Annotated in this window: 24 protein-coding genes; 14 read left to right on the forward strand and 10 right to left on the reverse strand. The window is 63.1% G+C overall.

Features of this window, described 5'->3' with window-relative positions:
• Nucleotides 1-48: 48 nt before the first annotated feature.
• From AC0L23_RS26415 to AC0L23_RS26425, 3 genes are read right to left on the reverse strand one after another with little or no spacing between them, the layout of a single operon-like run.
• Complete coding sequence (locus AC0L23_RS26415; protein WP_018460386.1) at nt 49-834, reverse strand: succinate dehydrogenase iron-sulfur subunit; 786 nt, start codon at nt 832-834, stop codon at nt 49-51.
• A gap of 38 nt (nt 835-872) precedes the next feature.
• A complete protein-coding gene (locus AC0L23_RS26420; protein WP_204511968.1) occupies nt 873-1,037 on the reverse strand; it encodes a hypothetical protein in 165 nt (54 codons plus the stop codon).
• Nucleotides 1,009-1,518 (reverse strand): DUF2243 domain-containing protein, encoded by a 510-nt coding sequence (locus AC0L23_RS26425; protein ID WP_204511969.1) that lies wholly within the window; start codon nt 1,516-1,518, stop codon nt 1,009-1,011. The genes AC0L23_RS26420 and AC0L23_RS26425 overlap by 29 nt, the downstream gene beginning before the upstream one ends.
• A gap of 423 nt (nt 1,519-1,941) precedes the next feature.
• Here AC0L23_RS26425 and AC0L23_RS26430 point away from each other — a divergent pair, with 423 nt between their 5' ends.
• On the forward strand, nt 1,942-2,157 hold the full coding sequence (locus tag AC0L23_RS26430; RefSeq protein ID WP_018460391.1) for a hypothetical protein: 216 nt from the start codon (nt 1,942-1,944) through the stop codon (nt 2,155-2,157).
• 704 nt (nt 2,158-2,861) lie between these two features.
• Here the strand turns inward: AC0L23_RS26430 and AC0L23_RS26435 are convergent.
• Nucleotides 2,862-3,035: a hypothetical protein gene (locus tag AC0L23_RS26435; protein WP_204511971.1), complete on the reverse strand. Its 174-nt coding sequence runs from the start codon at nt 3,033-3,035 to the stop codon at nt 2,862-2,864.
• A gap of 270 nt (nt 3,036-3,305) precedes the next feature.
• Here AC0L23_RS26435 and AC0L23_RS26440 point away from each other — a divergent pair, with 270 nt between their 5' ends.
• The gene (locus tag AC0L23_RS26440; RefSeq protein WP_083926604.1) at nt 3,306-3,494 is read left to right on the forward strand and encodes a hypothetical protein; all 189 of its coding nucleotides are present in this window, start codon (nt 3,306-3,308) and stop codon (nt 3,492-3,494) included.
• 20 nt (nt 3,495-3,514) lie between these two features.
• Here the strand turns inward: AC0L23_RS26440 and AC0L23_RS26445 are convergent, their stop codons facing one another.
• A complete protein-coding gene (locus AC0L23_RS26445) occupies nt 3,515-3,982 on the reverse strand; it encodes a metallophosphoesterase family protein (RefSeq protein ID WP_377829632.1) in 468 nt (155 codons plus the stop codon).
• Nucleotides 3,983-3,996: 14 nt separating this feature from the next.
• On the reverse strand, nt 3,997-4,314 hold the full coding sequence (locus AC0L23_RS26450; RefSeq protein WP_231190486.1) for a DUF6894 family protein: 318 nt from the start codon (nt 4,312-4,314) through the stop codon (nt 3,997-3,999).
• 30 nt (nt 4,315-4,344) lie between these two features.
• On the opposite strand from AC0L23_RS26450, the gene AC0L23_RS26455 reads away from it, so the two are divergent.
• From AC0L23_RS26455 to AC0L23_RS26510, 12 genes are all read left to right on the forward strand, one after another.
• The gene (locus AC0L23_RS26455) at nt 4,345-4,467 is read left to right on the forward strand and encodes a hypothetical protein (protein ID WP_018460395.1); all 123 of its coding nucleotides are present in this window, start codon (nt 4,345-4,347) and stop codon (nt 4,465-4,467) included.
• A 139-nt stretch (nt 4,468-4,606) separates the two neighbouring features.
• Nucleotides 4,607-5,590: a cytochrome c oxidase subunit II gene (coxB, locus tag AC0L23_RS26460; protein WP_456653697.1), complete on the forward strand. Its 984-nt coding sequence runs from the start codon at nt 4,607-4,609 to the stop codon at nt 5,588-5,590.
• Complete coding sequence (ctaD, locus tag AC0L23_RS26465) at nt 5,587-7,500, forward strand: cytochrome c oxidase subunit I (RefSeq protein WP_473357524.1); 1,914 nt, start codon at nt 5,587-5,589, stop codon at nt 7,498-7,500. Before coxB ends, ctaD begins: the two co-directional genes overlap by 4 nt.
• On the forward strand, nt 7,497-8,096 hold the full coding sequence (locus AC0L23_RS26470; RefSeq protein WP_085348957.1) for a cytochrome c oxidase subunit 3: 600 nt from the start codon (nt 7,497-7,499) through the stop codon (nt 8,094-8,096). The genes ctaD and AC0L23_RS26470 overlap by 4 nt, the downstream gene beginning before the upstream one ends.
• On the forward strand, nt 8,093-8,446 hold the full coding sequence (locus tag AC0L23_RS26475) for a hypothetical protein (RefSeq protein WP_473357525.1): 354 nt from the start codon (nt 8,093-8,095) through the stop codon (nt 8,444-8,446). Before AC0L23_RS26470 ends, AC0L23_RS26475 begins: the two co-directional genes overlap by 4 nt.
• The gene (locus AC0L23_RS26480) at nt 8,434-9,372 is read left to right on the forward strand and encodes a cytochrome c oxidase assembly protein (RefSeq protein ID WP_085348955.1); all 939 of its coding nucleotides are present in this window, start codon (nt 8,434-8,436) and stop codon (nt 9,370-9,372) included. The genes AC0L23_RS26475 and AC0L23_RS26480 overlap by 13 nt, the downstream gene beginning before the upstream one ends.
• A gap of 58 nt (nt 9,373-9,430) precedes the next feature.
• On the forward strand, nt 9,431-10,219 hold the full coding sequence (locus AC0L23_RS26485) for a GlcG/HbpS family heme-binding protein (RefSeq protein WP_085348954.1): 789 nt from the start codon (nt 9,431-9,433) through the stop codon (nt 10,217-10,219).
• A 111-nt stretch (nt 10,220-10,330) separates the two neighbouring features.
• Nucleotides 10,331-12,187, forward strand: coding sequence for a PQQ-dependent dehydrogenase, methanol/ethanol family (locus AC0L23_RS26490; RefSeq protein WP_204511979.1), 1,857 nt, complete (start codon nt 10,331-10,333; stop codon nt 12,185-12,187).
• Nucleotides 12,171-13,010: a substrate-binding domain-containing protein gene (locus tag AC0L23_RS26495; RefSeq protein WP_085348952.1), complete on the forward strand. Its 840-nt coding sequence runs from the start codon at nt 12,171-12,173 to the stop codon at nt 13,008-13,010. Before AC0L23_RS26490 ends, AC0L23_RS26495 begins: the two co-directional genes overlap by 17 nt.
• Nucleotides 13,010-13,645 (forward strand): c-type cytochrome, encoded by a 636-nt coding sequence (locus AC0L23_RS26500; RefSeq protein WP_085383998.1) that lies wholly within the window; start codon nt 13,010-13,012, stop codon nt 13,643-13,645. Before AC0L23_RS26495 ends, AC0L23_RS26500 begins: the two co-directional genes overlap by 1 nt.
• A gap of 16 nt (nt 13,646-13,661) precedes the next feature.
• Nucleotides 13,662-14,030, forward strand: coding sequence for a c-type cytochrome (locus tag AC0L23_RS26505; protein WP_018460405.1), 369 nt, complete (start codon nt 13,662-13,664; stop codon nt 14,028-14,030).
• Between the two features lie 26 nt (nt 14,031-14,056).
• On the forward strand, nt 14,057-16,435 hold the full coding sequence (locus tag AC0L23_RS26510) for a glucose/quinate/shikimate family membrane-bound PQQ-dependent dehydrogenase (protein WP_473357526.1): 2,379 nt from the start codon (nt 14,057-14,059) through the stop codon (nt 16,433-16,435).
• Here AC0L23_RS26510 and AC0L23_RS26515 read toward each other — a convergent pair.
• The 4 genes from AC0L23_RS26515 to AC0L23_RS26530 all read right to left on the reverse strand — a co-directional run.
• Nucleotides 16,395-18,221 (reverse strand): SDR family oxidoreductase, encoded by a 1,827-nt coding sequence (locus tag AC0L23_RS26515; RefSeq protein ID WP_473357527.1) that lies wholly within the window; start codon nt 18,219-18,221, stop codon nt 16,395-16,397. The genes AC0L23_RS26510 and AC0L23_RS26515 overlap by 41 nt on opposite strands.
• 57 nt (nt 18,222-18,278) lie before the next feature.
• Nucleotides 18,279-18,680 (reverse strand): hypothetical protein, encoded by a 402-nt coding sequence (locus tag AC0L23_RS26520; RefSeq protein ID WP_377791641.1) that lies wholly within the window; start codon nt 18,678-18,680, stop codon nt 18,279-18,281.
• A gap of 22 nt (nt 18,681-18,702) precedes the next feature.
• Nucleotides 18,703-18,897, reverse strand: coding sequence for a hypothetical protein (locus AC0L23_RS26525; protein WP_018460409.1), 195 nt, complete (start codon nt 18,895-18,897; stop codon nt 18,703-18,705).
• A gap of 70 nt (nt 18,898-18,967) precedes the next feature.
• A partial coding sequence (locus AC0L23_RS26530; protein WP_473357528.1) for a hypothetical protein occupies nt 18,968-19,263 on the reverse strand: 296 nt, incomplete at its 5' end.

Here is a 19,263-nt window from a genome sequence, read left to right on the forward strand (position 1 = left end):
GCCTACCCCGCAGCCATCGTTCCTTTATGCGCGAGTGTCCGTCCCCGATCAGAACTTCCGTTCGACCATCTTGAGGCGCAATCCGGAAATGGCTTCGCCCGGATTCAAGCCCTTGGGACACGCCTTCGCGCAGTTGAGGATGGTGTGACAGCGATAAATCCTGAAGGGGTCTTCGAGCTTGTCGAGGCGCTCGCCCGTCGCCTCGTCGCGACTATCATTGACCCAGCGGGCCGCCTGGATCAGGGCCGCTGGGCCGAGGAAACGCTCGGAATTCCACCAGTAGCTTGGACAGGATGTCGAGCAGCAGGCGCAGAGGATGCACTCGTAGAGCCCGTCGAGCTTGGCCCGATCCTCATGGCTCTGTCGCCATTCCTTCGGTGGTGTGGGTGACACGGTTTGCAGCCAAGGTTCGATCAATGCGAGCTGTGCGTAGAAATTCGTCAGGTCGGGAACGAGGTCCTTGACCACTGGCTGATGCGGCAAGGGCAGCACGCGCAGCGGCTCGCCGTTCGGAACGTCCTCGCTCATGGACTTGGTGCAGGCGAGCGTGTTCTGGCCGGCGACATTCATCGAGCAGGAGCCGCACACGCCTTCGCGGCAGGACCGCCTGAATGTCAGCGTGGAGTCGATGTTGTTCTTGATCCAGATCAGACCATCCAGAACCATGGGCCCGCAATCGCTCATATCGACGAAGTAGGTGTCGAGCCGGGGATTGCGTCCGTCGTCGGGATTCCAGCGATAGACCTGGAATTCGCGCAACGATTTGCTGTCCGGCTTGGGCCAGATCCTTCCCTTTTCGACGCGGGAGTGTTTCGGAAGCCTGAACTCGACCATGTTACCTCCGGGAAGACATGAGGCGTGATAACCGCGCATCAGCCGGGATTGAAGCAGCGTAGTTGCAGAAGATCATCCAGCGACACACCCAACAGCACGATGCGAAAGGCCGGTGCTGTAGCGAGCATCAGCAGCAATATAAAAATGGCATAGACCAGAGCTGGCGGGGTCTCTCTAGCGAGGCTGTAGACTGCTTTCCGCATGGACCCTCCCTTGCGTGCCGGCGCGTGTCATGGCGGCGCCGATGACCAACATGGCCGCACCCCATAGCAGGAAGCCGATGTCCCAGAAGATGCGCTGCTCGTGAGGCACGGTCTCATTCACCTGGTGCAGCTTGAAGACCTCATGGTCAACCACGCCTTCAACCAGATTGAAGATGCCCCAACCGAGCAACACCGCGCCGAGACACTGGCCGCGCGACCAGTGGATGTCAGACCCGCGCGCCCGTTGCCACAGCACATACAGGCCGAGGAGCACAACAACATAGGCCGCGCTGTGGAAGATGCCGTCCCAGGTCGTGTTGAGCTTGACGTTGTCGATGGAGTTGAGCGGATACCAGCCGCTTAACATATGATGCCATTGCAGCAGCTGATGAAACACGATGCCGTCAAAAAACCCGCCCAGACCAAGCCCGAGAAGGACGCCCGCGGAAATCGGAAAGCTGCGTGAATTTCTGTGTTGCATGATTTTGCTCGTGCGCCGGTCGGCATCTGGATGATGGACAAACCGTCCTCAGTGCTGCCGTTCCTATGATCATGACGCACTTCCCGTGCCAATAACCTGCGTTAACCTGCGGGCTCGTGCCAGGATGCCGACATCAGGTGGAGCATCGCCCGGCTGCTTACGGCGGCGATAGGAACGTTCGAAACGGTCGCAGCGTCTTGTGAATCCAACATTGGAGATTCCACGTCGTATTTGCGATCAGATGGCACCCCGGCGAACAGCAGGTCGCATAGATGTCGCCGCCGATCATTCAGCGTCACCTGGCGATCCTGAGCAATCTCAGGGAAGTCGGCTAGAGCTTCACCAAGCGACAAAGGGGCGACGGTGGCCGTGTGTGTCCGCCCACGTCAAAGTCTTCGATGATTCCAATCGCGAGGAGCCAATATGGCGTATGCCCTGTTCAAGGACGGCGAAAAACTGAGCCGGACGTTTTCAACCAAAGAGGAAACCCTGAAAAAGGCCGAAGACGCCGGTCTGGTCGAAAGCGGCGGGGGTCAGCCCAGGCTCGAGGATGACCTGAAGATCAAGCCCTGCTCGCCCGACCCCGAACCTCGAAGCGAGGACGACCTTGATTGGACGCCGGAAAACCCGGCGTCCTGATCGCCGATCTAACAGCCTTTGCAGATGCTCTTGATCTTTCGATCGACGTGGGAATCCTGAGAGTTCTCCGAGCGTATTTCGGCGTCGCCCGGCATCGACGGACCGGGTGTCGCAGTTCCGTCAATCCGTCCGCTGCTGGTCCCCCCTGCGGGATTGCCGGCCCGCCCGACGGTGGTCGATCCTCGCGGCCCGCCACCGCTCGATTGGGCCGTTCCAGCGGTGTTCGTGCCGGTAGCCGTCGTGCCACGCGAAGCCGCGGCCGCATCGCCTGGATTGCCCAGGCTGGGCGATGCACCGCCCGCCTGGTTTGTAGCTCCTGCAGACCCAAGGCCTGCCGACCCAGGGCTTGTGGCACCGCCGGTGCCGCCGCTCGTGCTGCTCGCGCTTGCTCCGCCCGATCCTCCCGAACCGCCGCCACCGCCACTCTGCGCCGAGGCGGCCCCTATCGACGCGGTCGCCAGGAACGCGATCAGCATCAAGCTCGAAGTTGTCTTAGCCATTGCTCAGCTCCTCTCACGATCGTCGTGCGTGTGATGTTGATCGCGCTCACCACCGCCTCCCGAGACGTGTGATTTGCGGTCGTTGGTAGCCGTTCCGGGCGCAGGGCGCTCATGCTCGCGACCTTCCTTTTCGGGGTGCTTGCGATCCTGCCGCGAGGAGCCCGGACCACCGAAGCGTTCACTGTCTGAGTTCTTGTGTGGCATTCATCGGTCCTGCTGGTAGCCTTGGTTTGTCGTGTTCTGCTTGATGTTGCCGTGACGACCCTGGGTGTCGAAGTTCTCGCGGCCGGGGACTCTTTCATCCGTCTCGATCCTGGGATCAGATCCGGGTCCCTTGTCGCTGCGCTGCTCTGGCGGTATGGGGGGCATTTTGGACATTGCATGCTCCTTGTTTCGGTCTCGCGACCTCATGCGCTGGCAATGAGATGGGGCGGCGGTCGTTCCTGATCGATGCTGATGCATGCCCGTAGGAACGAACGATTCCTGCCCGTGTTGACCCCGCAGTTCATACGAAAGGCTTTTTGTTCATGGTCCAGGCTCTATCGCGGGAAATGGAGAAGGACGGCACCCGGAAGCTGATGATGGCGGGATCGCTGGCGTACGTTGATCGCGTGCCACCACACCGACAGATCGCAGAGAGGACAAGTTATGCCGAAAGCGAAAGCGCCTGAAAACGACCCGAGAGAAACACCGGTCGACGATCCGCGACAGCAGACGGATTTGCCAACCCACCGGCAGACGGACCAGCCTTGGCAGGGAAATCCCGAGAAGGAGCAGATCGACCCAAAGCGTCCCCCGATTGATCTGGAGCGATGGCAAAAGTCGAATACCCACTAGCTGCTACGCATGCACCTCGTTCACGCGTCGAGCTCATGGATGGTGGGCCGCAGGTCGCCGCCCTCATCGAGATCGAGCGTTGCCAGCGTGATCGGCAGCTTGAATCGCCTCGGACCGGCGCTTCCAGGATTCAGGAAAAGCACTCCGTTGATCGTGTTGACCTGCACCCGATGCGAATGTCCTGATATCACCACGTTCACACCGGTTGCCGCGGGGTCGATGGCGAGCGCCTTGAGATCGTGAAGGAGGTAGAAACAACGAGCGCCGAGGTGCACTGTTTCGGTTTCGGGATAGCGCCTCGCCCAACTGCCGACATCGACGTTTCCCCTGATGGCGGTGACGGGCGCTATTCGGCAAAGCCTCTCCAGAACCTCCGGCGCGCCGATATCACCAGCGTGGAGGATATGCGACACCCCTGCAAGACGGCGTTCGGCCTCAGGTCTGAGAAGGCCGTGCGTATCCGAGATCACTCCGATCCTCAACGCCATGTCAGGCCGCGACTTCAGTGCAGGACATCCAGTGGCACTTTCCCGATCTCCTCACCCTGTTGGTTCGTGACCAGGATGGAAAAATGACGATTCCTGAGTTCGGGACGCTCCGCAAGGAGCCTCTTCGCGATCTCCTCGGCAACGTCCAGCGCCACGATGTCGTCGGGCAATTCAGCTCCTCCCTCGTCGGCGACGGTCTCGGAGTCGACCAGATCAAAATGATAGCGCGGCACGTGAACCCTCAATTCGTCGCAGGAACGCGCGATCTCAGGCCTTCGTTCCGGCGCTCGCACGTCAACGCCCGGCGTGTCCGCAGGAACCCTCAGGGTCATCGCGGCATTGCTGCTTTTTGGAGCCGACACATGCTCGGAGAGTTGCGCGTGCTTGCCCAGCCGGGCGCAATCATCGCCAGTCTCGCCGTCCTGTTGCTGATGGCCGCTGGCGATGCGGCGATCGTGATCGCCGTGAAGGGCTGGCCATTCTAGCCCGATGATTGATGTCGGACATCCCTCTTCGGCCCATCGCTCCGATTAGCGGATAGGAACCTTTGTAGGCCTGTCCGGTTCCGCCTGTGAAGCGGAGTGCGACAAGGCGTCAATGCAGGTCTGGGTGCGAAGGGTTCTGGTGTTGTGCACGATCTGGCCGCTCACGGCGTGTGCGGGCCGGCAATCGGCGCTCGATCCGCAAGGGCTGCAATCCGGCCAGATCTTGCACACGCTGTTCATCTTCCTCGCTGTGTCGGCGGTCGTCTGGACCGCCGTCGTGATCGCGCTCTGCATCGGAATGATGCGGCGAAAACGTTCGGCTGATCGGCCGCTTGACCTTCACCAAGCCTTCGAGGAACGCTCCGGGCGCGTCATCCTCGCGCTTGGGATTGCGACCACCGCCGTCGTGCTCGGTCTCTCCTTCGTGAGCTATGCCGGACAACGTACCGTCTTTGCCAAGGACGAGAAAGCCCACATCCTCAAGATCATCGGCCACCAATGGTGGTGGGAGGTCCGCTATGAGGCCGACAGTCCGCACCAGAGTTTCGTGACGGCCAACGAGATTCGAATCCCCACTGGCGAGCCGGTGAGACTGGAACTGGAATCGGCCGACGTGATCCACAGTTTCTGGGTGCCCAGCCTGACCGGCAAGATGGACTTGATCCCCGGGCAGAAGAACGAGCTGCAATTCACGGCGAAGAACGCGGGCATCTATCGCGGGCAATGCGCCGAGTTCTGCGGGATCCAGCACGCCCACATGGCATTTGCCGTGATCGCGATGTCACCCGACGAGTTCGGCCGCTGGCGTGACCATGAAAACCAGAGCGCCAACAGCCCTGCCGATCCGCTCGGCAAGCAGGGCGAGGCTCTGTTCCGGGCGCGCGGATGCGCCTTGTGCCACAACATTAGCGGCACGCTGGCCGGCGGGCAGCTCGGCCCGGATCTCACGCATATCGGCAGCCGCACGACCATCGCGGCGGGAACGTTGCCGAATAATTCGGCCACGCTCGGCGCCTGGATCGCCGATCCCCAGCACATCAAGCCCGGCAATCTCATGCCGAGGATGCCGCTGCAATCGGATGAAATGATCGCCATCATTCATTATCTGGAGCAGCTCAAGTGAGCATCGCCGCTGAACCAAATGAGTTGCGGGACGACGTCCTGAACGGCCTTCGACTTTCCGCACAGCTGGAGAAAGTGTGGCGCACGCCGTCCGGCTGGATGGGCGCGCTGACGTCGGTCGACCACAAGGTGGTCGGCCGCCGCTACATCATCACGGCGTTCGTATTCCTGCTCCTCGGCGGCCTCCTCGCGGTCCTGATGCGCATTCAGCTGGCCGGGCCGGAGAAGACGTTTCTCTCCGCCGACAAGTACAATCAGGTCTTCACGATGCACGGCTCGACGATGATGTTCCTGTTCGCCGTGCCGGTCATGGAGGCGTTCGCCGTTTATCTGGTGCCGTTGATGGTCGGCACGCGGAACATCGCCTTTCCGCGACTGAACGCCTTCAGCTATTGGATGTTTCTGTTCGGCGGCTGCTTTCTCTGGATTTCCTTTGCGCTGAATGTCGGCCCGGACGTTGGCTGGTTTGCCTATGTCCCGCTCTCCTCGCTGCAATTTACGCCGACAAAGCGCCCGGATGTCTGGGCGCAAATGATCACCTTCACCGAGGTCGCGGCGCTCGCCGTCTCCGTGGAAATCATCGTGACCGTGTTCAAGCTCCGCGCGCCCGGCATGACGCTCGACCGCATTCCCCTGTTCGTCTGGGCCATGCTGGTGACGAGCTTCCTTGTGATGTTCGCGATGCCCTCGATCATGGTCGCATCGACGTCACTGATCCTGGATCGCCTCGTCAACACGCGCTTCTATGATTCCTCCTCGGGCGGACATCCCCTGCTCTGGCAGCATCTGTTCTGGTTCTTCGGCCATCCCGAGGTCTACATCATCTTCATCCCGGGCACGGGAATGGTCTCGGCGATCCTCGCGACGTTCGCACGACGGCCGGTGATCGGCTATCCCGTGGTGATCCTCTCGTTGATCGCGACCGGCTTCCTGTCGTTCGGTCTCTGGGTCCACCACATGTTCGTCACGGGCCTGCCCCAACTCGGCGCGGCCCTGTTCACAGCCTCCAGTATGCTGATCGCGGTGCCGAGCGGGCTGCAGATCTTCTGCTGGCTGGCAACGCTCTGGGACGGGCGTCCGGTCTACCGGACCCCGCTGTTGTTCGTGATCGGCTTCATCGTGATCTTCGTGCTAGGCGGGCTGTCCGGCGTCATGGTCGCCTCGGTCCCGATCGACACCCAGGTGCACGACACCTATTTCGTCGTCGCCCACTTCCATTATGTCCTGATCGGCGGCGCTGTGTTCCCGCTGGTCGGCGCGGTCTACTACTGGTTTCCCAAGATCGCCGGCCGCATGCTCAGCGAGCGACTCGGGCGCTGGAATTTCTGGCTCGCCTTCGTCGGCTTCAACGTCGCCTTCTTCCCGATGCACATCCTCGGGCTGATCGGAATGCCGCGCCGGGTCTACACCTACACCGCCGACATGGACTGGGCGCACCTGAATCTCGTGTCCAGCGGTGGTGCTCTCATTTTCGCGCTCAGCTTCGCGTTGCTTTTGGTCAACGTGATCTACAGCCTTCGCAAAGGTGCGCTTGCAGGCGACAATCCTTGGGATGCCTCAACGCTGGAATGGGCGACGTCATCGCCGCCCCCGCCGCAGAATTTCGACCGCATTCCGGTGGTCAAGCACCGCGATCCGCTGTGGGCCGATAGCGAGAGCCTGCCCGTGGTCGCGGGTCTGAGCGCCGAGCGGCGCGAGGTCCTGCTGACCTCGCTCGCGGAAGCTGAGCCGCAGATCCGGGAGGCTTCGCCCGAACCCAGCATCTGGCCGCTGCTCACAGCTATCGCGACGACAGTGTTCTTCATCGGCTCGATCTTCACGCCCTGGGCCGTGCTCTGGGGCACACCACCGATGGCCGTGACGTTGGTCGGCTGGTTCTGGCCGAGCGGCAGCAAGGAGGACGAGGAGTGAGACAGACTATCGTCCGCAATGTCGCTGAACTGCCGACTTACGGCTATGGCCCGCGCAGCGGACCGTGGTGGGGCGCCATGGGCTTCATGGCGCTGGAGGGCATGGGCTTTGCCATTGCCATCGGTGCCTATCTCTATCTCTACGCCGTCAACCCAACTTGGCCGATCGGCGCCTCGCCGCCCGATCTCTGGCCAGGCACAGCCGAAGTCGTGGTCTATCTGCTGAGCATCATCCCGAACGAGATCACCAACCGCGCCGCACACCGGCAGGATCTCGCGAAGGTGCGGACCGGACTCATCGTGATGGCCCTGATCGGCATTGCCCTGCTGGTGCTGCGCGGCTTCGAGTTCGCGCATCTCAACACCCGCTGGGACAATTCAGCTTACGGCTCCATTGTTTGGCTCATTCTGGGGCTGCACACGACCCACCTTGCCACCGATGTCGGCGACACGGTCGTGCTGGCGGTATTGATGTTCACGCGCCATGCGAAACCGCGCCGGTTCAGCGACGTGACCGACAACGTGTTCTATTGGAACTTCGTCGTGCTCGCCTGGCTGCCGCTCTATGTCTTGCTCGATTGGGTGCCACGCCTATGACCGCAGCCGACGGACATTCCAGACTGCTCTATTGGGCCGGCGTTGCGCTCGGGCCCATCGCGTGGGGTATCAATTTGCAGGGCGTCTATGTGCTCGCACACTTCTCCTGCGAACAGATCAGAATCAGCGGCGCGATCATGGGTGCGGCTCTCGCTATCGTCGCTCTCGCAGGCACCGTCATTTCAGCCCGCGCCGTTCGGCGCGGCGCCGGGGCTGAATGGGCCGATGCGCGGGGTGGCGGACCACGAACGTTCATGGCCTGGCTCGGCGTCGGCTCCGGCGTGTTATTTGCGCTGGTGATTGCGAACCAGTTCGCCGCCTCGCTCATGATCAGCCCATGCCTGCGCTGAGCTTTGCAGCACTGCTGCTCGCGCTGCTCGCGGCGCCGGCCGATGCGCACGGACTATCGGATGTCGATCCCGGTTCGCTCTGGAGCTACGATCCCTGGCTCATGGCCCCGCTCTATGCCGTCGGTATCGGCTTCTATGTCGGAACGCAGCGGCTCTGGCATCATGCAGGTGGTGGCCGTGGCGTCAGCTTCCGCCAGGTGGCCGCGTTCTGGACCGGATGGCTGGTGGCCGCACTTGCCGTGACCTCGCCGCTGCACTGGCTCGGCGAGCGTCTGTTCACTGCGCACATGATCGAGCACGAACTGCTGATGGTGGTCGCGGCACCGCTGATGGCGTACGCCCGGATCAATGGCCCGCTGCTGTGGAGCTTGCCAGCCCGGCTGCGCCCGGCCGCGGGTCGCATGCTCAATTGGCCGATCCTGGCGTGGCCCTGGCGTTTTGTAAGCCACCCCATGAGCGCGACCATCCTGCACGGCGCAGCGCTCTGGGTCTGGCATGCACCGCCTTTATATGCGTGGGCGCTCGAGAATACGGCGATCCATCGTCTCCAGCACATCAGCTTCTTCGCGACTGCGCTGTTGTTCTGGTGGGTGCTGCTGCATGGCCGCGGTCAGGGCCGTAGCACTCGAATTCGCGACGGCATCGCTGTCGCGTGCCTTTTCATCACCATTTTGCATTCCGGCGTGCTCGGAGCTCTGCTGACCGTGTCGCCGCGGCTGTGGATCCCAGGCCAGGGCGCCCTCGCCGGGGAATTCGGCCTCTCGGCACTCGAGGACCAGCAGCTCGCCGGCATCCTGATGTGGGTGCCCATGGGCCTACTCTATACCGGCGCCGCGTTGTTCTTTGCTCACCGCTGGCTGACTGCGAACGGCGGTCATTCCCGCCTGCCGCTCCCTTCAACATCCGGGCTGAGCGACGCTGCATAGGAACCGCAACTTCTGTTCGAACGTTCGCCTGCCGACTGCGACACTCCACGGAGGCCACATGGAAAAACGATCCGTCATGGTGCTAACGGCAATCACCGCAGCATTCTTGGTGCCTGCAGTCTTGAGCGCGCAGGACCAACCCAAGTCAGGGATGTCGTGCCCGGTCGACCATGACAAGCTCGCCGATATCCTCAAGAAGAGTGTCAAGCCGGGCGGCGGCCCCAGCAACGGCGGTCTCGACAACAACGAGTGGGCTGCCGTCGTCAATCGGCAGGGCATCGTCTGCGCAGTTGCCTATAGCGGCGGCAAGGTCGACGACCAGTGGCTCGGCAGCCGGGCCATCGCGGCCGAGAAGGCCAATACGGCAAATGCGTTCAGCCTGAAGGACAAGGCGATCGCGACCGCCAATCTCTATGCCGGTGCGCAGCCCGGCGGGTTCCTGTTCGGAGCGGCACTCGGCAACCCGCCGTCTCCGGAAGCCTTGTACGCCGGATCTCCCGACAACTTCGGCACGGCCCAGGATCCGATGGTAGGCAAGCCGATCGGCGGCACCATCGTGTTCGGAGGCGGGTTGGCGCTCTATGACGGCAACGGCGTGGCCGGGGCGCTGGGTGTGAGCGGTGACAGTTCCTGCGCGGATCACAACGTGGCCTGGCGCGTGCGTCACCAGCTCGGGCTCGACCGCGTGCCGGCCGGCGTCAGCCCCAACATGAAAGACGCAATCATCTATGACATCGGACCCGACGGCAAAAGTCCGTCTGGATTTGGCCACCCCAAGTGTAACGGCAAGGAAGATCAGATCGCAGTTGACCTCGGCGCCGGCGTATCCGGCAACGTCGTGAGATAGCTCGTCGTCGGTCTCACCTCTTTGGAACCAAGCGAAGTCGGAACGTTTGTAGGTTCGTAAACCGGCCTGCAACGGCGCACGGCCTCGTCACTGCCGTGGAGATCTTTACATATGTTAGTGCGTGGTCTCACGCGTTTGCTGGGCCGACTTCCAGGCTTCCTTTGTGCCCTTTGCGCGTCCTGCGCGTTGCTGTCGTCCGCCTCGGCACAGACCGATCTTGCCAGCCGCATGAAAGATCCAGGCCAATGGCCGATGGCGGCGCGCGATTACGCCAACACCCGCTATAGCAACCTTGATCAGATCAACACGTCCAATGCATCGCGCCTCCAGCTTGCATGGACGTTCTCGGTCGGTGCCGATCGCGGCCAGGAGGCGGCGCCGCTCGTGGTCGATGGCACCATGTATGTGGTCGGCCCTTATGCCGGCCCCTACCCCAACCGTGTGTTCGCACTCGATGCCACGAGCGGTGAATTGAAATGGTCCTACGCGCCAAAGCCTGAACCGGCAGCCGCGGGCGTTGCCTGCTGCGACGTGGTCAATCGCGGACTCGCCTTCGACAACGGCAAGGTCTTCCTCAACACGCTTGATAACCACACGGTCGCGATCGACGCCAAGACCGGCAAGGAGCTGTGGCATACGAAGCTCGGGGAGATCAACAAGGGCGAGACCATCACGATGGCTCCCGTCGTGGTCAAGGGCAAGGTGCTCGTCGGCAACAGCGGCGGCGAGATGGGCGTGCGCGGCTGGGTCACCGCGCTCGATGAAAACACCGGGGCCATTGCGTGGCGCGCCTACGCCACGGGCCCGGACAAGGACGTGCTGATCGGCGACGACTTCAAGCCGTTCTACGACAGTCTCAAGGGCAAGGATCTCGGCGTGAAGACGTGGCCGGCCGACCGCTGGCAGGTCGGCGGCGGCACGATGTGGGGATGGATCTCCTACGATGCCGAACTCAATCTGATCTACTACGGCACAGCCAATCCGAGCCCATGGAACGCCAACCAGCGCAGCGGCGACAATCTCTGGAGCACCACAATCTTTGCCCGCGACCCCGACACCGGCCGCGCCAAATGGGCTTACCAGATCAACCCGCACGACCTGTTCGACCACGACGAGATCAACGAGAATGTGCTCGTCGATCTCGAACTGAATGGACAGCCGCGCAAGGTGCTGATCCACCCGGGCCGCAACGGCTATATGTACGTGATGGATCGGGCGACCGGCGAAGTCATCTCGGCGGACGCGTTTGAATTCGTCAATGCCTATAACGGCGTCGATCTCAAGACCGGCAAGATCATCCCCAACGAGGAGAAGACGCCGCTCGCCGGCAAGACCGTCGAGAACATCTGCCCGGCCGCGCCGGGCGCCAAGGACTGGCAGCCAACCGCCTGGTCGCCCCGCACCAAGCTGCTCTACGTGCCGCATCAGCATCTTTGCATGAATTTCAAGGCATCGCAGGTCGGCTATATCGCAGGCACACCTTATGTGGGCGCCGATGTCGACATGTATGCCGGCCCCGGCGGCCACCGCGGCGAATTCATGGCGTGGGATCCCGTCGCGCGCAAGAAGGTCTGGGAGATCCACGAGAAGCTGCCGGTCTGGAGCGGCGCGCTGGTTACGGCAGGCGACGTCGCGTTCTACGGCACCATGGATCGGCTGTTCAAGGCCGTGGATGCCAAGGACGGGCATGTCCTCTGGCAATTCCGCGCCGGCTCCGGATTCATTGGCCAGCCGATCTCCTATCGCGGCTCCGACGGACAGCAATACATCGCGATCCTGTCGGGCGTCGGCGGCTGGCCGGGTGTGGTGGCCAACGCCGAGGTCGATCCGCGGGTGCGCAACGGCGCGCTCGGTTTTGTCGGTGCGACCCAGGATTTGCCGTTCTACACCGCGGGCGGGAGTGAGCTGCTGGTCTTCAAACTCGGCGGCGCGAATGGTGAGGACACCAGCCATGCGCCTTCGAAATAGTTATCCCGGCATCGCTCTTGGTTTTCTGGTCGGGCTTGCAACCACGGCGGCGGCAGCGTCGGATCGCGAGCTTCGCGTCTGTGCCGATCCCAACAATCTGCCTTTCTCGAACAGCGCCGAAGCAGGATTCGAGAACAGGCTCGCGGCCATGGTGGCCGAGCATTTCGGCCTGCAGGTCTCCTACACCTGGTGGGCGCAGCGCCGCGGCTTCATCCGTAACACGCTGAAAGCCGGCAAATGCGACGTCGTCATGGGCGTGCCGTCCGGCTATGATCTCGTCGAGACGACGAAGCCGTATTATCGCTCGAGCTACGTGTTCGTCACGCGGCAGGACCAGCACCTCGAGCTTTCGTCCCTGCTCGACCCACGCTTGCATCACCTCGCAATCGGCGTGCATCTGATCGGCGATGACGGCAACAATCCCCCGCCGGCGCAGGCGCTCGGCGAACAGGGCATCGTCGACAACGTCCGCGGCTACTCGATCTACGGAGATTATCGCGAGGCCAATCCCCCGGCGCGCCTGATCGAAGCCGTCGAAAGCGGCAGCCTCGATGTCGCCGCAGCCTGGGGTCCGCTCGGCGGATATTTCGCCCAGCGCTCTCTCGTCCCCCTGACGGTCATGCCGATCCGGGATTACGAGCGCTTTGCACCTCAGCAGTTCCAGTTCGCCATCGCGATGGGCGTGCGCAAAGGCGACGACGCCTTGCGCGACCGACTGAATGCATTCATCGACGAGCACCGGTCCGAGATCACTTCGCTGCTGCTCAGTTACGGCGTTCCGCTGGTGGACCAACCGGCTATGGTATCGGGAGGACATGAGTGATGTCTGCTCCAGTGCTGCGCGCAAGCGCCCTATCACTACTGCTGGCGGTCCTGCCGAATGGCGCGGGGCTGGCCCAGCAGACTTTGCCGCAGTCGCAGGAGGCGCAGATGCCGACGCTGTCTCCGCACCCGAACTTCGGTGGCAGCGTCGGCAATGGCAGGCCCGGCGTCTTCATGCAGGTCCCGGTCAGTCACCTCCATCCCGGCGCGCAGCCGGACCCGCCGCAGATCAAGAACCCCGTGCAGGGCGATCCCAATGCGGAGCAGCGCGGGATGACCTACTACGTCAACTTCAACTGCGTCGGCTGCCACGCACCCAATGGCGGCGGCGGCATGGGACCGGCGCTGAGCAACAACAACTTTACTTACGGCTCGCAGCCCGAGAACATCTTTCTCTCGATCTACCAAGGGCGGCCCAACGGAATGCCGGCCTGGGGCGGCGTGCTGCCCGACAGCGTGATCTGGGATCTCGTCACCTATATCGGCAAGATCAGCAACGAGCCGAGCCACCAATGGGGCCGAACCTTTTCCGCGAATCTGCCTTCGCCCGAAGTCGAGCAAGTCCCGAGCGAGCAGGTCTCGACGACCGATCCCTGGTCTGCCACCAAGTCTTTCAATTTCGGCCAGAAGCCCTGATCGCCGGGAAGCAGCGATGGCAAATCCGATCACGAGATTGCTAGTCACCGCGCTGCTGGCTACCACAGGCGCCGCCTGCAAGGCTGCGGGCCCGGACAACTTCACCGGCGACGCGCGTCGTGGCGCCGACCTCGTCAAGCAGTATCACTGCGGCGGCTGTCACGATATTCCCGGCATTGCCGGCGCCGAAGGCAATGTCGGCCCACCCTTGCATCGGATCGGCACGCGGACCTACATCGCCGGCTACATCCAGAACTCGCCGGACAACATGGCTGATTGGATCGAGGATCCACAGCGGGCGTTGCCGGGCAATGCCATGCCGAGAATGGGCATCCCGCAGAAGGACGCGCGGGACATCGCGGCGTTTCTCTATACGCTGAAGTGACCATCATGCCTCCCATGCATCGTTCAATGAATTGGCTCCGTGACGCGCCATTGCTGGCCATCACCATTGTGCTCGTCGCTATCATGGGACTGGGCCTCCTGGCTGGCGGTGCCTGGCTCGAGGCCCTCGGTGGCTCCGCCTACTATCTGATCGCGGGCATCATGCTTCTGCTCACGAGCTGGCTGCTCGGGCGCCGCCGCGCCGAGGCGCTCTGGGTTTATGCCGCGCTGCTGGCCGGAACGATGGCTTGGGCGATCTGGGAGGCCGGCCTCGATTTCTGGTCGCTGGCGCCGCGCGGCGACGTACTCGTGCCGCTTGGCCTGTGGCTGATGCTGCCCTTCATTGCCTCCCGCCTGGCGCCTCGCTTGCGCGCAGCGCGATGGGCGCTTGGCCTTGTGTTGGTCGCCGCAGCCATCGTCGTCGGCATGTCCCTGACGAGCGATCGCCGCGATCTTGCCGGCACGATACCTGAGGGCGAAACAACGGGGGCCATTGCGTCTCCCGAACCGGAGCAGCCCGCTGCCGGCCAGAACTGGACGGCCTACGGCGGCAGCGGCTTCGGTACGCGCTTCTCGTCGCTGAGCCAGATCACCAAGGACAACGTCAAGGACCTCAAGCTCGCCTGGGAATTCCGCACCGGCGATCACAAGGGCCCGGACGATCCCGACGAGATCACCAACCAGGCGACGCCGCTCAAGGTGGGCGATCTGCTCTACACCTGCTCGCCGCACCAGATCGTGTTCGCGCTCGAAGCCGCGACCGGAAAACTGCGCTGGAAGTTCGATCCGCAGGTGCAGCACAACAAGGCCTTCCAGCACATGACCTGCCGCGGCGTGTCCTATCACGCGACCAAACCCGGCGCGATAACTGCCGACGGCACGCCGGCCCCGAGCGATTGTGCGGGGCGCATTTTCATACCGACCAACGACGGACGGATGTTCGCGCTCGATGCGCAGAGCGGCGTGCCTTGCCAGGATTTTGGCAATCAGGGACAGATCGATCTCAAGCAGGGCAGCGAGATCCAGACACTCGGCTTCTACGAGGGCACCTCGCCGCCCGTCGTCACGGACAAGTTGCTGATCGTCGGCGGAGCGGTGATCGACAACTATTCCGATCGCGTGCCGTCGGGCGTGATCCGCGGCTTCGACATCTATTCAGGACGGCTGATCTGGGCATTCGATGCCGGCAATTCCGATCCGAACGAGATGCCCTCGGCCTCGCATCATTTCACGGCCGGCTCACCCAATTCGTGGAGCATTTCCGCGGTCGACGAGAAGCTCGGACTGGTCTATGTACCGCTCGGCTCGAGTTCTCCGGATATTTGGGGCGGCGGCCGTTCGCCCGAGAACGAGCGCTACGATTCGGCATTGATTGCCCTCGATCTCATGACCGGGAAACTGCGTTGGTCGTTCCAGAACGTGCACCACGATCTCTGGGACATGGATATGCCGTCGCAGCCCAGTCTGGTCGATTTGCGCCTTAACGGCGGCGTGACGCCTGCGATCTACATCCCGGCAAAGACCGGCGACATCTTCGTGCTCGACCGCCGCGACGGGCGTCAGCTGGTGCCCGCACCGGAGAAGCCGGTGCCGCAGGGCGCCGCGAAGGGAGACCGGCTGTCGCCGACCCAGCCCTTCTCGGAGTTGAGCTTTCGCCCGCCCGGCATGCTGACCGACGCGCAGATGTGGGGCAGCACGATGTTCGACCAACTCGCCTGCCGGATCAAGTTCAAGCGCCTGCGCTATGAGGGGCCGTTCACGCCGCCGTCTGAACAAGGCACGCTGGTGTTTCCAGGAGACTTCGGCATGTTCGAATGGGGCGGCATTGCCGTCGATCCGCAACGCCAGATCGCGATCGCGAACCCTCAATCGATTCCCTTCGTCTCGCGTCTCGTGCCGCGCGGGAAAGACAATCCGGCAGCGCCGAACGCGGCGCATCCGCCGGGAACCGAGCTCGGCGTGCAGCCGATGTACGGCGCCCCCTATGGCGTCGACCTCGGCATTTTCCTCTCACCGCTCGGCATCCCCTGCCTTGCCCCGCCATGGGGCAACATCGCCGCGATCGATCTCAAGTCGCACAAGGTGGTCTGGCAGCATCGCATCGGCACGATCCGCGATCAGGCCCCGCTGCCGCTGCCATTCAAGCTCGGCGTTCCCATGCTGGGCGCTCCGATCGTCACCGCGGGCGGCGTCGTCTTCATCACGGGAACGATGGATGACTACATCCGCGCGTTCGACGTTCGCGATGGCAGACGGCTTTGGCAGGACCGCCTTCCTGCCGGCGGCCAGTCGACGCCGATGACCTATGAGGCCAACGGCAAGCAATATGTCGTCACGGTCGATGGCGGCCACGGCTCGTTCGGAACTAAACTCGGCGATTACGTGCGGGCCTACGCGCTGCCGTGATCTGCCTCGGCAGGACATGCTTGTGCTTGGCGACGCCTTGTCCCGATCTGCCAGCGCGACGCGCAACTGCTGAAGCCAGGAGAGCCACGCCCGCAGCTAGTCCCAGCGCCGCGAGCCCCTGACTGATGACCCCGGCAGGTGGGAGCTGCTTGCGTGACAGCCAACCGCCATCGATTGACGTGCCCTGCGGACCAGCTTCGATCATGGTGCCCTCGCTGCTCTTCGCCGGGCGCGCGCGCGACAGCAGGTAGCGGAAGGCTACCCCCAGGATGTTCTCGGTAATCTGCGGAGCCATCGCGTAGGCAATTTGGCCGGCACGCGCCGGCCAGCCCACGGCGACCTCGTCTTGGGGTGCGCGAACGAGGCTCACGAACGTCTCGGCAACGTCCTCCGCCTGATACAGCAGCGGACCGGGATCGAGCGTTCGGCCGGACATGTTGGCGCCGTGGACGAAGCCCGGCGTGTCGACCATGGCCGGGAAGACGCCGCAGACATGGATGTTGCGATGAGCCCTGAGCTCCTGACGCAGGCTCGCGGTGAAGCCCCGAAGGCCGAATTTGCTCGCTGTGTAGGCCGCAGCAAAAGGCGTCGGAGCCCAGCCGCCGAGCGAGATGTTGTTGATCAAGATACCGCGGTTCTGGCGCAGGAAGATCGGAAGCACCGCGAAAGCGCCATGCATCGTGCCGAGGAGATTGACCTCGATCGTTCGGCGATGAAGTGCGATATCCGCGTCCTGATAGGCCCCGAAAACGCCGGTGCCGGCGTTGTTGATCCAGACGTCGATGCCACCGAGCGCGTCTTCCGCCTCTCGGGCCAGCCGCTGCACCGCCTCGGCATCGGTGACATCGGTCGGGATTGCCAATGCGCGGCCTCCGAGCGCCTCGCATTCTGCAGCGAGGCTCGTCAGGACTTCGGCACGGCGTGCCGCCAGGACCACGCTTGCGCCCTTTCCGGCGAAGGCCAGCGCCGCAGCACGCCCGATTCCGCTCGAGGCACCGGTTATGACGACGCGCGTGCCAGTCATTTGCCGCGGCTCGGATCCGGAGCCGCCCGCCGGAAGCAGCCAGTGCAGGGATCGCCGGAGACGCTCGGTTCCGTCCGCTTCGAACCAGTCGCCATGCGCGAAGATCACCCGCTCCGGCGACAGCCGTATGAGCCGCTCGGCTGCCGACCGCACGGAACGGCCGCCGAGGCGCAGCAGCAGTCGGAGATAGACCGGCGCCGTTCCGTTTGGCTTGGAAATGCCGAGGAGGTTTGCCGCGGCCTCGTTTGACGCGCTGAGATCATCGGGATCGAGATTTTGCACCAGATCCGTCAGGATCAGTGTCCGGCTGCGCTTGTCGAACAGCTCGATCTCGGAGAACATCGGAGCGTTCACCGAGACGGCTTCGAGGTCGGCCCTCCATTCCTCAGGCGTCGCCTCTCCAAGCTCGCGGTCGATGTGGATCCGTGCTGCTCGAACTTGCCGACGCGCCGAAAGGCCGCGCGCCGCGAAAGTCGTCGCCTGTGGCAGCTCTCTCTGCCAGTCGGACAGGAACATCCAGTGCGCGATATTCGGCGCGAGCAAGTACCTTATGGTCCCTAGCCGCTCCAGCTCACCACGGAGAGCCGGCGAATATCTCACCGGCGAATGCAGCACGAGATCGCCGTTCGAGAGCCGAATGACGGTCATGCGCACCGGAAGTTTCAGACCGGCAGCGCTGATCGGGGCATCGTCCACGACCCAGATATCGTCCGTCGCTCGCGACAAACGGGCCGTCGACAAGGTGGCGTCGGAACTTTGCATGAGCGTCTTCCATCACAAGGCGTTTGCTCAAGCTTCGGGAGCGACGCTCGTTCCTCGCTAGGACGCCCGAGCCTGCATGCGGGCATTGCGTCGGCGACGGCGCGCGGCGAGTCGTCCTCGGATCCTCTCCGCCGGAATGTGCCGCGAGACCGCCGGGCCAAGCTCTGGTTCTGAGGGAGGTTGTTGGGTGGCAATCGGCGCTTGGTCCGGACGAGCTTCCATCAGACCGAGCACGGCGCGGCCCTTGGCCGTGATGCGCCACCCGCCATTTGTCCGGTCGATCAGCCCTTGCGAAAAGATGTCCAGCCCCGGCACCCGCCCGGCGAGCCGCCGGGTGCGCTCGGTCCAGTCGCGACCGCTGGTCGCCAGAATGGCCATATCCCGCTTGAGATCCTCCATGGCGGCGAACCCATCCGGGTAGCTCACCAGGATCTTGAGGACCGTCACGTGGAAATTCACCCCTGCCCCCACATGACCATCATCACATCGTCGGGACTTCTGAAAGGGCATTGCGGGCCGCTAGTTTGAGACGATCCGCAGAGATGTCGCCCCTGCTTGCAGTCTCCAGAAGCTTCGAGGCTACGCGAGTCCTGGCGCCGATCTCACAGCGTGGAACAGCTTCACACACCTCGTCCAGAACGGTGCGCAACAACGCCTTGGTCGCGGTATCGATCATGGAAAGCCCCGGCGGAAAGGTTCACGGTAGGGCAATCGCTCCGGCCAGGGATTCAACATTGTTAATGATCTTATAATTTCGCTGCCTGGCCACTGCCAGCTTGGCGATGTCTTGGGCCTGCTGTGCGCGACCTTGCGGACTCCTGCTCGGCATTGCTCGTGAAATCGGGGAACCTCCGTCGTCGGCCAATCGTTCGCATGCCATGGAGATTGTCGTTTTCGCGGTCCTCGTCCTCCTGGTTGCGACTGTAGTTCGGCATGCGTGATGGCGAACCGCGCAGCTTCGCATTCTCGCGGCTGATTCCGCCCGAGCTTTGCTTCGTCGCTTCACCCTCTTGTCCAAGAGGGCGCAGGGAAGGCCGGGTGC

This window comes from Bradyrhizobium sp. MI1.4, assembly GCF_055811315.1.

Bases quoted from the DNA above. Each gene is read 5' to 3' on its own strand.
- AC0L23_RS26440 (WP_083926604.1), top strand. From the start codon at position 3,306: ATGCCGAAAGCGAAAGCGCCTGAAAACGACCCGAGAGAAACACCGGTC.
- AC0L23_RS26445 (WP_377829632.1), bottom strand. From the start codon at position 3,982: ATGGCGTTGAGGATCGGAGTGATCTCGGATACGCACGGCCTTCTCAGA.
- AC0L23_RS26450 (WP_231190486.1), bottom strand. From the start codon at position 4,314: ATGACCCTGAGGGTTCCTGCGGACACGCCGGGCGTTGACGTGCGAGCG.
- AC0L23_RS26425 (WP_204511969.1), bottom strand. From the start codon at position 1,518: ATGCAACACAGAAATTCACGCAGCTTTCCGATTTCCGCGGGCGTCCTT.
- AC0L23_RS26455 (WP_018460395.1), top strand. From the start codon at position 4,345: ATGCTCGGAGAGTTGCGCGTGCTTGCCCAGCCGGGCGCAATCATCGCC.
- AC0L23_RS26525 (WP_018460409.1), bottom strand. From the start codon at position 18,897: ATGATCGATACCGCGACCAAGGCGTTGTTGCGCACCGTTCTGGACGAG.
- AC0L23_RS26485 (WP_085348954.1), top strand. From the start codon at position 9,431: ATGGAAAAACGATCCGTCATGGTGCTAACGGCAATCACCGCAGCATTC.
- AC0L23_RS26430 (WP_018460391.1), top strand. From the start codon at position 1,942: ATGGCGTATGCCCTGTTCAAGGACGGCGAAAAACTGAGCCGGACGTTT.
- AC0L23_RS26480 (WP_085348955.1), top strand. From the start codon at position 8,434: ATGCCTGCGCTGAGCTTTGCAGCACTGCTGCTCGCGCTGCTCGCGGCG.
- AC0L23_RS26435 (WP_204511971.1), bottom strand. From the start codon at position 3,035: ATGTCCAAAATGCCCCCCATACCGCCAGAGCAGCGCAGCGACAAGGGA.
- AC0L23_RS26415 (WP_018460386.1), bottom strand. From the start codon at position 834: ATGGTCGAGTTCAGGCTTCCGAAACACTCCCGCGTCGAAAAGGGAAGG.
- AC0L23_RS26510 (WP_473357526.1), top strand. From the start codon at position 14,057: ATGAATTGGCTCCGTGACGCGCCATTGCTGGCCATCACCATTGTGCTC.
- AC0L23_RS26500 (WP_085383998.1), top strand. From the start codon at position 13,010: ATGTCTGCTCCAGTGCTGCGCGCAAGCGCCCTATCACTACTGCTGGCG.
- AC0L23_RS26420 (WP_204511968.1), bottom strand. From the start codon at position 1,037: ATGCGGAAAGCAGTCTACAGCCTCGCTAGAGAGACCCCGCCAGCTCTG.
- AC0L23_RS26475 (WP_473357525.1), top strand. From the start codon at position 8,093: ATGACCGCAGCCGACGGACATTCCAGACTGCTCTATTGGGCCGGCGTT.
- AC0L23_RS26515 (WP_473357527.1), bottom strand. From the start codon at position 18,221: ATGCAAAGTTCCGACGCCACCTTGTCGACGGCCCGTTTGTCGCGAGCG.
- AC0L23_RS26490 (WP_204511979.1), top strand. From the start codon at position 10,331: ATGTTAGTGCGTGGTCTCACGCGTTTGCTGGGCCGACTTCCAGGCTTC.
- AC0L23_RS26505 (WP_018460405.1), top strand. From the start codon at position 13,662: ATGGCAAATCCGATCACGAGATTGCTAGTCACCGCGCTGCTGGCTACC.
- AC0L23_RS26495 (WP_085348952.1), top strand. From the start codon at position 12,171: ATGCGCCTTCGAAATAGTTATCCCGGCATCGCTCTTGGTTTTCTGGTC.